Origin of the sequence: Bacillus sp. H1a (assembly GCF_000633475.1) — a bacterium.
Lineage (GTDB): Bacteria > Bacillota > Bacilli > Bacillales > Bacillaceae_G > Bacillus_A > Bacillus_A paramycoides.
In genome coordinates this window covers 26,382-40,622 of record NZ_AYMH01000041.1, presented here as the reverse complement: position 1 = coordinate 40,622, position 14,241 = coordinate 26,382, and the positions used below count along the sequence as shown (strand labels likewise).

Annotated in this window: 7 protein-coding genes, 4 pseudogenes and 1 riboswitch; of the genes and pseudogenes, 4 read left to right on the top strand and 7 right to left on the bottom strand. The window is 34.9% G+C overall.

Annotated elements, in window-relative coordinates:
- Nucleotides 1-451: 451 nt before the first annotated feature.
- Nucleotides 452-1,651 (bottom strand): FAD/NAD(P)-binding oxidoreductase, encoded by a 1,200-nt coding sequence (locus U860_RS0118440; RefSeq protein ID WP_025149670.1) that lies wholly within the window; start codon nt 1,649-1,651, stop codon nt 452-454.
- A 639-nt stretch (nt 1,652-2,290) separates the two neighbouring features.
- Here U860_RS0118440 and U860_RS36870 point away from each other — a divergent pair.
- A complete protein-coding gene (locus U860_RS36870; protein WP_275887059.1) occupies nt 2,291-2,419 on the top strand; it encodes a hypothetical protein in 129 nt (42 codons plus the stop codon).
- A 414-nt stretch (nt 2,420-2,833) separates the two neighbouring features.
- Here the strand turns inward: U860_RS36870 and U860_RS0118435 are convergent, their stop codons facing one another.
- The 4 genes and pseudogenes from U860_RS0118435 to U860_RS31700 form a co-directional block, all read right to left on the bottom strand.
- Complete coding sequence (locus tag U860_RS0118435) at nt 2,834-4,030, bottom strand: FAD-dependent monooxygenase (RefSeq protein ID WP_025149669.1); 1,197 nt, start codon at nt 4,028-4,030, stop codon at nt 2,834-2,836.
- A gap of 195 nt (nt 4,031-4,225) precedes the next feature.
- Nucleotides 4,226-4,379 (bottom strand): annotated as a pseudogene (locus tag U860_RS33685) (IS6 family transposase); the annotation flags it as partial.
- Between the two features lie 250 nt (nt 4,380-4,629).
- Entirely contained in the window at nt 4,630-5,436 is an 807-nt protein-coding gene (gene metQ / locus U860_RS0118430) for a methionine ABC transporter substrate-binding lipoprotein MetQ (RefSeq protein ID WP_025149668.1), read from the bottom strand.
- Nucleotides 5,437-5,988: 552 nt separating this feature from the next.
- A riboswitch (SAM riboswitch) is annotated at nt 5,989-6,098 on the bottom strand.
- A 286-nt stretch (nt 6,099-6,384) separates the two neighbouring features.
- Nucleotides 6,385-7,026: pseudogene (locus U860_RS31700) on the bottom strand (IS6 family transposase).
- 576 nt (nt 7,027-7,602) lie between these two features.
- On the opposite strand from U860_RS31700, the gene U860_RS0118420 reads away from it, so the two are divergent.
- From U860_RS0118420 to U860_RS36515, 3 genes and pseudogenes are all read left to right on the top strand, one after another.
- Complete coding sequence (locus U860_RS0118420) at nt 7,603-9,192, top strand: 5'-nucleotidase C-terminal domain-containing protein (protein WP_025149667.1); 1,590 nt, start codon at nt 7,603-7,605, stop codon at nt 9,190-9,192.
- A 148-nt stretch (nt 9,193-9,340) separates the two neighbouring features.
- Nucleotides 9,341-9,670 (top strand): annotated as a pseudogene (locus U860_RS0118415) (Ger(x)C family spore germination C-terminal domain-containing protein); the annotation flags it as partial.
- 1,017 nt (nt 9,671-10,687) lie between these two features.
- A pseudogene (locus tag U860_RS36515) lies at nt 10,688-10,900 on the top strand (hypothetical protein).
- A gap of 470 nt (nt 10,901-11,370) precedes the next feature.
- Here U860_RS36515 and U860_RS0118410 read toward each other — a convergent pair.
- Nucleotides 11,371-13,419: a class I SAM-dependent methyltransferase gene (locus U860_RS0118410; RefSeq protein ID WP_033795452.1), complete on the bottom strand. Its 2,049-nt coding sequence runs from the start codon at nt 13,417-13,419 to the stop codon at nt 11,371-11,373.
- 397 nt (nt 13,420-13,816) lie between these two features.
- Nucleotides 13,817-14,230, bottom strand: a complete 414-nt coding sequence (locus tag U860_RS0118405; protein WP_025149664.1) for a (deoxy)nucleoside triphosphate pyrophosphohydrolase — start codon at nt 14,228-14,230, stop codon at nt 13,817-13,819.
- Between the last annotated feature and the right edge of the window lie 11 nt (nt 14,231-14,241).

The following is a 14,241-nucleotide window of genomic DNA, read 5'->3' as shown; positions in this document are numbered from 1 at the left end:
CACTTCTCGAAAAAATTCTCCTTCCTCAAGCGTGTGCAGGACGATAGCCCAACGGTAGGTGGGAGATGAATTGCGATTGGCGTAAGCCAACATATTTGCTATCATATACTTGTACAGATTGCTCTTTGAGAACTGAAGATATAAGGTTGTTGTAGGAAATTCGTCTACAACGTAAATTCTTCAACGTTCTATAGTCCTCCGCTACTGAATTATGCGAAAACCAAGCGAAGTAAGTAGCGTAGATGTGTCCAACGTACAGATACTATTTTTAGGGGTAGGGACTACCCTATTAGCTTGGTAAACATAAGTGGCTAGTAAAAGCACTTACTTCCCAAGAAGCTTCCACTTCAAGCATCTGCTAAGTGGTGAGTAGTTCACGAGCATGGTTATTCCTTCCTATTTCTTATTTCCAATTCCTTTTCAGGTTTTAAAATAATCTTTTATCTTTCCCCTATAAAATTCCTTTCAACATAAAATTCCAATACATATATGGCAGCATATATCTTTTAAGCAAAAACATACTATACCTTTCTTTCGCTTGATTAAACGGAAAGGTTTCTTGGGGCTCATGTTCATAGTTAAATTCAGCTAGTATAAGACTTTTATACCCTGTAACAATTGGACAAGATGTATACCCATCATATTTAGCCTGCATATCTCTTCCATTCAGTACATCCATAATATTTTGTTTTAAGACAGGTATTTGTTTTCGGATTGCCGCTCCAGTTTTAGATGTAGGTAAATTTGTACAATCTCCTAGTCCAAAAATATTTTTATAACGTACATGCTGCAAAGTATAAGGATCTATATCAACCCAACCTTGATGATCGCTTATATCACTCTCTTTTATAAAACTTGGCGGGCCCATAGGTGGCACAACATGTAACATGCTATATGACACACTTTCTTTTTTTAGTGTTTGCGTATCCTCAAAAATAGCTTCTTTTTCTCCGGGAATAATCTCTACTAAATTTTTATTATAATTCGTTATTATTTGCTTTCTTTCTAGTACCTTTTCTAGTGGATCTGCATAACGTGGAACCTGAAATATGCTAGAGTTTGCAGAATAAAACATGACTTCGCTTTTCTTTCTTACTCCGCTATTACAAAAATGTTCTTCCGCTAGGTACATAATTTTTTGTGGGGCACCACCGCATTTAATTTGGGTATTGGGGTGAGTAAAAACAGCATTCCCTCCTTTAAATCTTTCAATTTCTTTCCAAGTAGAATCAACATATTTATAGGAATAATTACTACAAACACCATTTGTCCCTATTGATTCTCCCAATCCTTTAATACCACCCCAATTTATTTGTATACCGGCAGCTACAATAAGAATTTCATACTCAAGGATAGTTTCATCATCTAAAAGAATCTTATTTTCAGACGGAAACAACTTAACAACACTTTTAGGAATCCAAATCGCTCCGTTGGGAACAAGTGAATCTTGATCACGCATCGTACATTCCTTTGAAACAATTCCACCACCCACTAAACTCCACAGTGGTTGATAATAATGTTTTTTTGATGAATCAATAATCGCTATACTTCCTTTAAATAGGGATACATTACGTAATAAATGTGCAGTAAAGGAGAGTCCCGCAGTCCCAGCACCAATTACAATAATTTTATAACTATCTCTGGTCTTCATTATCCTCTTCCTATCTGATTTTAATTGTTATGCTAATTGGTTATTATCCATATTTTAATCCTATTAACATTAATATAAGTTAATATCTGTTTATTTTTATCTGATTAAAATGAATGTTTTGTTAATTCAAACCATTAACGTTACTTCATATAAACATCGCTAGGTTAACTATGCACTTTGAAAACCTGGAAACTATACTCATGTCCCTTTATTATAACCTGTAAATTTACATTTTCGGTTAAAAATTCTAAACACACCATTTTCTCAACTTTTCATTCCCCAAATAAGTATACGTACCCCCTCTTAATATCTCTTTTAAGTGTGCGTGTTTTTACATAGAATTATGATTACCTCAAAAGGTGTTCCTTTTGGGACGTGAAATAAGCCCAAAGAAACTAAAAGTTATTCGAAATGTAGAAGGACACCCTTAGGTGTCTTTCTCTGATTTAATCTGCAACAGTTTATTTTTACAACACAAGCAAATAGGGTTCCCATCAAAGTTTAATTTCATTATATTCGTTTATGCAGTTTAAATAGTTTAATGTGAATTTCAGATAAAAAAGATACTCTAATGAGTGTCTTTGAGATTGTTATTTAACTAACAGGGGCGTCTCTGTAATTAATGGGGGAATAACGAAATTGAAAATAGGATTGAAAAGATTAACGGGTTCACATAAGAGGTGTAAACATTTAAATAACAACGGAAACCCGATTCGGGATATTTCTAACGCGATGGCTGCATATTTAGCTACTTATAGTGAAAAATAAAAAAAAGATCTGTTTCTAGTAGAGTCTTACGTATAGTGAACAAAAAAAGGAAAAGAATTATGGATTTAAATGATATTGAAATAAAAGAAACCAGAAGGTTTGACCTGTAAAGAAGAGCAGTTTCGCATACGACATCAGAATCGTGGCAAAATTTAACTTTTTTATCTTCTTCAACAATCTCAGAAGTTCTTTTTCTTTTAAAAATAAAAACACCCCTTTAGACTAAAATATCTAAAAGAGGCAAAGCTTCGCAACTTTTTTAAAACATCGCGACTTTATTTCAACTTCACAAATTTTTCAGGTTTTATATAGTTACTAAATAATGGGCAGTTTTTTTGTTCGTGCTACTTTTTGATAATAACACCCAGCAAAGAAATTAAAGGTGGGCTAAAACTCCCCTCTTAAATATCCATATCAATAATCTTTTAGCTCGATCCCGTTAGCGGCTTTCGCTACCATTTTCGAAATCATCTTAAACTGTACGACCATAAGGGTGGGTACTCGCAACATTAAATTACGCAGAAAGATTTTAAAGCTTGATTTTTCAACCATGCTCCCAGCAGCTAGTAGCCCTATTTTTTGATTTTTCTCAACAAACTTTCTCATCTCTTGTTCGTAGGTAACAAAGGCACGGGAATAATCGTCATGCGTGGCTTTGAGTTCACCAGCTAATACATAAGCTCCGATAAGCGCTAGACTAGTACCTTGACCCGATAGAGGTGATGGGCCATACGCCGCATCACCTACCAATGTAATTCGACCTTTTGACCACGTTGGCATGTGAATCTGGCAAATCTCATCAAAATAAAAGTCTGTTGCTTCTTTCATAGTTTTAAGTATATGCGAAGTTTCCCAGCCCGTATGGTCTACGAAGGCATTTTCTACAAGTTTCTTTTGAGATTCTGCATCATAGCGGTCGTACTTCAATGCCTCTGATTGGAACAAGAACATACCTTTTGCTTCAGTATTGTCACGGGCACTATACATACCTACAGTTTTGCCTGGAATTGTATAAAGCAGTTGGCAGTGGTCGAGGTTAAGGTAATTCTCGAGGGTAAAAATAGAGATATAACAACCAAGTGTACGTTTAAACTGTGCTTCGTCACCAAAAGTCAGGGACCTCACATTAGAATGAAGCCCGTCCGCACCGATGACCAGGTCAAATGTCTGTGGCTTTTCATGAATAAATTGGACTTCTACACCAGCTTCAGTTTCATGTATAGCGGTAATCGAATCGCCCCAAATGTATTCGATTGTATCCTTAGTTAAATCGTACAAAATATTACTCAGATCATCACGCATGATTTCGATGTCCAGACCCTGCTGGTTCGCTAGACTTGCTTCACTTAATTGACCTTCAATCTCGCCTTTGCTGTTCACGAAGTAAACACCGGTCATGCTTGTGTCAGCTGCACGGACTTGATCAAGTATCCCCATCCGTCTAAGCACCGTAACAGCTGCACCACGGATATCAACCCCGTATCCACCAGAGCGCAATGCTGGTGCGCGTTCTATTACACTCACGTCGAAGCCGTAACGGTGAAGCCAGTAAGCGAGTGCCGGACCGGTAATGCTCGCACCAGAAATAAGAATGCGTATCGCTTGTTTCATAATTACTTATTCACTCCTATCCTATTTAAAGTCTTAACATATCCAAAGTATATTCACCGCAGCAAAATAATAGGGATTTAATTATTCAACAAATGACCCGATTGCTGAAAAAGTAAAAACCCTGCATATCAATATAGGACATTTGATCAAACTTTATTACAAATTATCAACCTTTTATAAATTATCAATACCGAATTGAGGTCCATATTGATGAACCCATCGCATAATCGTTGTGTGTAATCCTCTTTCCTCCATCATCTCCACAAAATCACGAAAACTGAGGTTGTACCGTTAACAAAATAATATCTGGCTGATAATACTTCCATTTGAATACATTTTCCTTTTCCATACCAATCACGCACAATTTCTAAAGTAATCGTATCAGTATTTCCAAGATTTATAGATCTATTGCAAGTGTCCTGAAGTTTTTGCACCAGAACCAAAAATCCGGTACTGATGATTCAGCACCGGATTCCTTATGAAAGAGTAATATGAGTAATGTACTTGCGACCTGTTGACTAAGCTATACACATTAAGCACCTAGCTCCTGTGCTTGATCTTGAAGGGCTCGCTCTCGAAATTCTCCATTCTTTTCAAAGTTATTCTTTTACAGGAATAACAGCACCGTTATATTCCTTATTAATAAAGTCTTCAATTTCTTTCGAATGCAATACTTCTACAAGTGCTTTAATTTCTTTCTTATCTTTATCACCTTTACGAACTGCAACTACGTTTACATATGGAGAATCATTACCTTCAATCGCGATTGCATCTTTCCTTGGATTTAATTTTGCATCAATTGCATAGTTAGCATTAATTAAAATAGCATCGCCTTCTTTATTTTTATACATTTTTGTTAATAAACCAGGTTCAATGTCTGTTTTGAATTTCAAATTTTTTGGGTTTTCTGCAATATCTTTTACGGTTGCTTTTACAGGGTCTACACCATCTTTAATTTTCAAAATACCTTCTTTTTGTAAAATCGCTAAACCACGTCCATGATCAGTAATTGCATTACTCATAATAATTGTTGCACCATCTGGAAGCTCTTTTAGGTTTTTATATTTTTGAGAATATAAACCGATTGGTTCAATGTGTATTTTTCCAGCTACTTCAAAATCATATTTTTTGTCTTTCATTTCTTTCTCTAAGTATGGAATACCTTGGAAATAGTTTGCATCTAATTCTTTATTCGCTAATGATTTATTTGGTAATACGTAATCTTGGAATTTTTTAATTTCTAGCTTTACACCTTTTTTCTCAAGTAACGGTTTTGCTTTTTCCAAAATAACTGCATGCGGTACATTAGAAGCACCAACAACAAGCTTATCTTCACTTTTTCCTCCACAAGCAGCTAAACCAAAAATTGCCGTTGTAATAAGTGCTGATAGTAATAGTTTTTTCATGTTGTAAACACCCTTCTTCTTTTTTATGTATTTATTTTTTTATCAATTCACGTTGTAACAAAATTACTAACCCATTGAATTAGAAAAACAATGAGTAATACACAAATTGTTGCAATGATTGTCACATCGTTATTCCTGCACTGAAATCCTTCTAAACAATCAAGTTTCCCTTTTCTACCAGCACCCATAACTCAAATAGTCGTTATGGTAATACCAACTACTGGTGTTAGTAAGGGTTCTAGAATTAATACCTTCCCAATAATCGTGCTCGTTTTGCTCCTATTGCTTTTAAAGCTCCAATCATTAAAGCTGGCAGTTCTACACTTACCCCACGGAGAATCATCATAAATGGGATCGCTAATATAACTAAGCGGGCAAAATATTAAATATATGATGGGATAGAATGAACTCATAAATATTACTTACCATCGGCTGTATAAATTGCTCTGTTTTCTCTCAGAATATCCTTAGCTCTCATTCGAACAACAAAAAACCTTTCCGCTTTTAGAATGAGCAGAAAGGTTTTTATGCATATATCAACAGTATCCCTTCCTCTCATCTCTCAAAGCATTTGCTTTGCAGGAATTAGCACCATTTCAATGTAAAAGTTGATGGTTGCTGGGTTTCACAGGGCACAGTCCCTCCACCTCTCTGGATAAGAGAAATCAGATTTAATTTTCATCTGATTTGAAATTTATGAAATTATCTATATTTTATGAATTGAATTTTATCAATATACACTCGTTATGTCAATAAGGATTTACACAAAAAAATTCAAAATACTAGCTTGATGGGTGTGTGGTAGTACCTCTTATAAATCCCTCAATCAAAACCACTTATTTTATACTTTTTCTAGATGCATTGTTATACAGTAACACGATAATAATAGAAGGATCTGTTGCAAAGTTTGAAAAAAGCATAAACAGATTGGTGAATGAGGAAAAAGGATTAGGAAGTTGCTAGTATTTGTTGAAGTTCATTGTATGTTGAAAAAGCGGAGTCTCTTTGCAGACTTCGCCTTTGCTTATATAGCGGATGAATAGTCTCGATACCTTTTATACGTGAAACATGGCGGAGATTTTGAAATCCAGAAGATTTGGCGAAGCGCCGTTTTACATGACGGTGATCCTGTTCAATTAGGTTATTGAAATGCTTACAATGTTTTGTACGCATATAAAGACCATTCTTTTTCAGTTTTTTGAACACACAAAGTAAGACTAGAGCCTTATCTGTGGTAAGAACCGTTGGTTCTCCACAGGCTTTGATAAGTCGCTTCATGGACATATAAACTGCTTGATGATCACGTGTTTTTCGAAGCTAAAAATCAAGCGTATACCCATCGCTATCAATGGTACGATATAGATAGCGCCACTCACCTTTCACCTTGATATAAGTCTCATTTAAATGTCCAGCATGGTGGTGATTTGTGTTTTTCCTTTTCCAAACTTGATAGATTAGACTGCCATATTCATGAACCCATGGCAGGATGATTGTTAGGCGAACGGAAATACCACGTTCTTTCAGGATCTCAGATACATCGTGATAGCTTAAAGAAAAACGACTGTAATAGCCAACGGCTACCAAAATAATATATTGTTTGACGGTATTATTTAAAGAAGACCCTCAAAACGAAGGGAAAAGTTATTATCTTAGTAATTATTACATTTCTATTGTAAATTCGCCCTTTCCTAAGGCTACCCACAAAGAACAATGTAAAAGAAACATCCATAATTTTGCACTCACCCTATTTTACGTTTACTCTGATTCTGTCATTTCATCCATATGAATCTGTTTTCCTGTGAATAGTTTGTAAAACAGATGTGTGCGAATATCTAACAATTTATGTAGCGCATGCCATTGGCTCCAATGATGTGCGTTTTGATTTTATATATATGTTTGGAGTGCCGGTGGCACTTTTTCTTTATATCCTAATCAAAAAAACGTAGGCTCACGCCTACCGATATTCATCTCCCACCTAAAATTGGTGTTTCACACCTTCACATTTTTGAGGAAGGAGTCTTTTGTCGGAAAACAATAAAATCTTATTATTTTTTATAATTAGTAGAATTTTTATAGAAATAATCCTCTTAATCTATTAAAATTATATCGTATGATGTCAGATTATATCGTATGATGTCAGATTGTGATAAGGGGAGAGAAAATTTTATGTTGAAAAAAATCATTCCAGTTGCTTTAGCATTAAGTACAGTTACTTTTTCAAGTGTATTTGCTGCGCCTCCGGCTCAAGCAACTACAGAACCAAACCGCTACATAGATGTACAAATGCTCGGTATTAACGATTTTCATGGGCAACTAGACACTGTAAAGAAAATTAACAATAAAGATGCAGGGGGAATTGAGTACTTAGCTGCTTATTTACGTGATCGTGAAAAACAAAATCCGAATACATTAAAGGTTCATGCTGGCGATATCGTTGGAGCAAGTCCTCCTGTTTCAGCATTATTACAAGACGAACCCACGATTGAATTTCTAAATGATTTAAAATTTGATGTTGGAACCATCGGAAATCATGAATTTGATGAAGGCATTGAAGAAATGCACCGCCTTATTTATGGTGGATACCATGAAAAAACAGGGAATTTTAAAGGAGCAAAATTCCCATATGTTGCCGCAAATTTCTATAATAAATCCACCGGTCGTCTATTTTTACCACCATTTACTATAAAAAAGGTACAAGGAGTTCCTGTTGGCTTTATCGGAGTCGTAACAACAGATGTTCCTAACGTTGTTATGCCTACTATGCTAAAGAATGTAGAAATTACAGATGAAGTTGAAGCCATTAACAAATCCGTAAAGCAATTGAAAAAACTAGGCGTTAAATCTATCGTTGTTCTTGCGCATAACGGAGGTACAACAGATGAGAGCGGCGTAACAAATGGTGATCTCGTCCGATTAGCAAATGAGACTGATCCAGAAGTCGATGTTATTTTTGGCGGGCATAGCCACACCTATGTAAATGGAACTGTTAATAATAAACTTGTCGTACAAGCAAATTCTTATGGAATGGCTTTTGCTGATGTTGATGTAAAGATTGATCGTAAGACAAAAGATATTGTTGAGAAAAAAGCAGAAATTGTTACAACCTACCATGAAGGCATAGAGCCTGATAAACAAATAAAGAAGAAGATGGAGAAGTATCAAGAAAAAATCGCACCTCTTGTCAATGAAGTTGTTGGTAAATCTACCGCTCCACTAGATCGAAAACAAAATACGGCTGGTGAATCTACTCTCGGCAATTTAATCGCTGATACCCAGCGTGCAACAATGCAATCCCAAATTGCTCTTATGAATCCCGGTGGTATTCGTAATGACTTAGATGCTGGTGATATTACATGGGGAGAGGTATATGGCATTCAACCATTCGGAAATCAATTAATAAAAGTTAATTTAACGGGTCAAGACATTCGTGATATTTTAAATCAACAATGGCAAAAAGACATAACAAGAATGCTTCAAATTTCAGGGATCCAATACACTTGGGATGCGAACAAGCCAAATGGAGAAAAAGTCACAAGTATTCGCTTAACAAATGGAGAAGAAATTATTCCTTCTAAAACTTACGGCGTCGTTGCGAATGCATTTCTAGCTTCAGGTGGAGATGGATTTGTGTCCTTTAAAAATGGAAAAGATGCTGAAACAGGACCAACTGATTTTGAAGCATTAGTAGATTATATTAAACAAGCAAAAGAACCAATTCAGCCTATTATTGATGGAAGAATTCAAAAAATAAATTAGTTTTTCATTAATCTCAAAACACCTAGATTACCTGTTCGCTATACTTTTTAGTGTGCAGGTAATCTAATTTTTCTTGTGTGGGTTTGAAATAAAGCCCTACCGTGATTAACGGATTTACCATCTATATGCAAAGTACCGAAAAAAAGTAAAGTTTACATTTAATTTTGACATATACGCTAATGTAGCTTTAATAGAAAAAATCAATAGAAATTTGAAAAATGGACATGTTGATAATAATAAAGCCATAAATAATTTAGAACAGGATATCCAGGAAGAACTTAATAAAAAATTACAACATACGTTGTATGAAATACAAAAGAATAAAATTGATCCAATTGGATTATCATTATATGCTAGAGCTTTTCAATATAAAGAGTGGAAAAAACTAAAAAGAAATTGGCCGCAAGCATTAACAGAGGCTAAAATAAATGTAAAAACTCACGTCAAAATTAAAGATACTGGAACCATTAGAAATTAGACTAGACTATACTTATATTTCATAAAATTTCTCCGTACATTTTTCCTTCCTCAATAATAATTATGTGAAGGATGCTAACTCAAAGAAAGATCTATTGGTTAAATGCTAACCAATAAATCTTTCTTTTTTATTACTAATTATTATCAGATATCAAGTTGTATCCATAATAAGTTACAAAAAATAATATAATTACTATCCAAACACATATAAACACCTTATAAGAATGTTTCATTTTATATACCTCAATGATTATATATAGATTCATAATGAATTTAAATCTAAAAATTCATTTGTATGTATTATTAGATTCAATAAATAATGTAACTTTAAAGTTCCCCTATTAAAAATACCATCTAGGCATTTTTTTAGAACAAATAAAATGTCTAAGATGATATTATTAAAAGTTTAGTTTTTTAATATTGTTTTAAGTAATAATATTTTCTTTAATGCAGTTAAATTCATATGTATAAGGGTCTATGTAGCAATTAGACTAAACCATAAACATGTACTAAATTGTGTGGGAAAGGAAGTACATTTTATTTAATCTCATTACAAAAAAACCTAAATAGTTGGTATTCTTCTTTTAAGACAGAAAGGAAATTTTATAATTTGCATGTAGTTCTAGCACAGACTTTTTACTACACACACCCTTATACACATTGATAAACCATTTTAATTTTACATTTCGTAACAAAAATAAACATAAAGAAAGATAAATGAAATAAAAGTAACTTTATGTAATGTTATTGTAACATTAATGTAACATATAATATTTAAACATACAATGTTTTTTATAGTATTTTTTATAAACATATAATTTTTAAAAATATACCTCCTTTACAATAATATCCCCAGAGATTTTCAATACGATGCTATCCCTAAAAAACTATATAATCTCTAAATAAATGGCTTCATTAAAACAACATATTCATCATTATATTCAAAAACAAAAAATATCTAAGTAACCATTTATTATTATTTTGTTTTTTATCTAAATCCAAAAAGGAACTGCATAACATGGATAATGGAAATCTATTAAGCCAACAGCTTAATCACATCCCATAGGATGCTTTGAATAACCCTAGTAAAGCCCAAGAACAAATATTAGAAACATCATCTCAAGAGGAACACAATCCCAACAACAATGTTAACAAAAAAGATGTTACTCAAGACCTCTATGGCACAGATTTACCTATTTCAGATGTAGATAGAACATCAAACAAAAAGTGAATTGCAAAGAAAAACCTTAAAAACCAGTAAACTTAGTACTTTTCCATTTATACATAACTAACGGGGCAGGATGTTGGCTTAAAATAAAGTTCGATTAAAAAGTTGTTAAGAAGATTCAGTTCATCAAAAAAAGAATCCCTTATATTTTCAAACAAAGATTGTTTAAAAATATAAGGGATTTATGTATTAACTTCTTCATCAAAATGCAAAATAAACCGATTTGGAAAGTCGTTTTCAAATCAAACCTCATTTTTATACAATTCATCCTTATTTACCGCTTCCCAGCGATTTTTCTGTCTTATATAATTGAATTAACAAATCTTAGGAGTTTTTAAAATGAATAAACAAAGCGTATCATCAGCACTCGACAACCCTAGATTGTAAAGTTGTTTTATCTTCCTTTGTGTATTGCATTTCTAAGATTTTCATTGCCCTTTATCCCTTTATACTTTATTTGTACCAATAACCTATTACTTTACCTTTTCTAAAACCATAAAGAACGTACTATCCGGTAGCACAACCGCATTCCCAGACTCATCTTTAAACTCGATTTTCTCGCTAAGATGGCTTGTATATCCATCCTGCAAATAGTTCATAGCTTGAACGATGTTTACTTTATCTCCAAAGATACCCTTTACGAAATCCTTATAGTCGTTTGGCGTAAAGATTCCAAACTGCTCCTGCACCTCATGAACGAAGGAATCCTCGCCCCAGGTATACGTATATAAGAACTCCATCGCATCGTTAACAGGCATTTTGACTGTATTGTCTGCAAGTACCTCATACTGGATTATACGACCCTTAAATTCATGGACATACTGCTCTAAGAACTTCATTCCGCCTGCATCTTTAAAACGAATCACACGCATTAACCTTTTTTCTTCGGTCATGATGCCATCACGAATGATAATACGACCTCCCAGCTTTAACACCTCGTAGGCACCCTGCAGACCCTTTTTAATTACTTCATGATTGAATTTCTTACCTTCATACTCGATATAAGAGAACAACTCATGAAGGATAGAAGAATATATAATCGTATCAACCGATTCTTTATCAAACGAGCTGCTTAAGTTGATTGCATCCCCTTTAATGACGTCCCAAGAACGACCCTCGTTCTGCTTCTTCTTTTTCAACGTATCAATCACGTTTTCGGAAATATCGATACCGTAGATTCGTTTATCCTCGGTCGCTTCTTCAATCATGTCTAGCATGACACCACCACCGGCTCCGACATCTACAACCGTATCTCCCTTTATATAATCAAGAATGATTCGTTTATCATCAGCCGAACTATTCATATGCTCCAGATACACTTCTTCGTTATGAAATCTATCATACGCATCCTTACGTAACCCGAAGAAATCAAACAGCAGCACGTTTGCCCGAGCATGCATCATATCTACCTTTTCTGCCTCTACACAGAAGGTAATTAACGCCTCACCTACAGCAGAAAACTGAAATGACACATACGCAGTCTTCATATCTTCATCGACTTTAACCTCAAAGGAAACATGCGTTGTATCCGGCTTCTCTTTCTCACGGTACTCCCGTAGATACTTCTCAATAACCCGTTTACGATACACGTTGTCCTTCTTCTCGCCCTTGAAATCATAGTGCAACTGCTGCATCAATTTCTCGAAATGGATATGCTGAACTTTTCCAGTGCCTATCTCGTTCTTTAACATAACAAAAACTGTCCAGATATCCTCGAAGCTAAGAGCATGCATAGACGGTTCTACATACCACAAATCCTTATCAGATAAGAAGGTTTGAACGCCACTCTTCTCGCTCCCCATAATTATATCTTTTTCAAATGCTGACTCCTTATGTTTTGGCGTGAGTCTATGTATGCGAGAAGTAAATGGCTCCACATAGCCATCAAACAGACCATCAATTGTAATCTTCACATCGTCCTTTACTTCACTCCACAAGGATTTTGATACGCCCTCAATAATACATTGGTTAAGATAGTATAGAATCTCCTTTAACCTACCGTCTCCGTACTCTTCTCTATACGTGTTAATCAAATCAACATGAGAGCCCAAACGAGCCTCCCCGCGGATATACTGCCCGATTAATCCATGTGTTCTAATTAAATCTCGAACAAACAAATACTCAGTAGAGTTTAAGTTTGTCTCTATACGTTCGATAAACTGAATATCACTAAAGATATCAGCAGAACCCTCGTTATGTACCAATAGGTTAATTCCGTTTTTCTTCCATTGCTCCCGCTGTTTTAAAGAGCCTACCTTTGCAAGCTCACTATACGTTAGTACCTTTTCAATAATGTGATACGCTTCTTCATCTAAAGACAACCCATCTAACACTTGCAGCGTACGGTGTACATAGTACAACACCGCATCTGTTTTTAATGCACCAAGTACCTGTACATTCTCATAGTTTTGATGTATCTCCTCTGCCTCGATTAGATGCTTTAACCACGTAGGGAGAGCATCAGAAAACCCTTCAATGTATTTATTTAGAACTTCAATGTTTTTCAACTTCTTTACCCCCATATATAATCAATATCCTCGCATTACCCTAACGCCCGTAACACATTAAGTCCATTCTCTGTTAGCTTTACCGCACCGTTTGGACAACCCTCACAACCTGTACTTTGCAATTAACCGTTTATTAAGCAGCGATTTTACTGTCCGTTTGTTGAGATCCCATAGCTCAGCAGGGAGAGCGCCACCTTGACAGGGTGGAGGTCATGAGTTCGAGCCACCGAAGCCATACAGTACTGTTAAATGGAGTTCTACTAAGAGATAGTACGCTATTTTTCTACAATTTTTTAGCCGCAAGGGTTACAATGCTTCACAGGTTTTATCAGTGAAGTCAAATACGCACTTACGAAGTCCTACAACTACTTTCAAAACAGTTAATAACTTATAAAACCTAGCTCATTATTTCTTATTTCAGACCTGAATTTTTATATTTCAAACACAAAACTTCTACAGTCGGAATATCCGCCGGGGCCCATTTTAGCTCTAATAAACCATTAGCATTAACCCATTTTAGCTCTGCATGTTCCAGTGTCTTAGGCATACCATACTCTATGTACGCTTTATAAGTAGCTAAATGGACAAAAATATTTTCATACTCATGCTCAACTTCTTCTATTTTTTCACCTACCGTAATAAAACACCCTAGTTCTTCTTTAATCTCACGTACCAATGCTTCTTGCGGCATTTCCCCTTCATTAATTTTTCCACCTGGAAATTCCCAATAGTTCGGTAATGACATTGCAGGAGAACGTAATGCACAGAGTATTTCATTTTTCTCATTAAAAATAACCGCTCCAACAACCAATACTTTCTTCTTCATGAATCGTCACT

What these genes read in the sequence shown, in the direction of transcription:
- U860_RS0118440 (WP_025149670.1), bottom strand. Translation starts at nt 1,651, where the DNA reads ATGAAGACCAGAGATAGTTATAAAATTATTGTAATTGGTGCTGGGACT.
- U860_RS0118435 (WP_025149669.1), bottom strand. Translation starts at nt 4,030, where the DNA reads ATGAAACAAGCGATACGCATTCTTATTTCTGGTGCGAGCATTACCGGT.
- metQ (WP_025149668.1), bottom strand. Translation starts at nt 5,436, where the DNA reads ATGAAAAAACTATTACTATCAGCACTTATTACAACGGCAATTTTTGGT.
- U860_RS0118420 (WP_025149667.1), top strand. Translation starts at nt 7,603, where the DNA reads ATGTTGAAAAAAATCATTCCAGTTGCTTTAGCATTAAGTACAGTTACT.
- U860_RS0118410 (WP_033795452.1), bottom strand. Translation starts at nt 13,419, where the DNA reads ATGGGGGTAAAGAAGTTGAAAAACATTGAAGTTCTAAATAAATACATT.
- U860_RS0118405 (WP_025149664.1), bottom strand. Translation starts at nt 14,230, where the DNA reads ATGAAGAAGAAAGTATTGGTTGTTGGAGCGGTTATTTTTAATGAGAAA.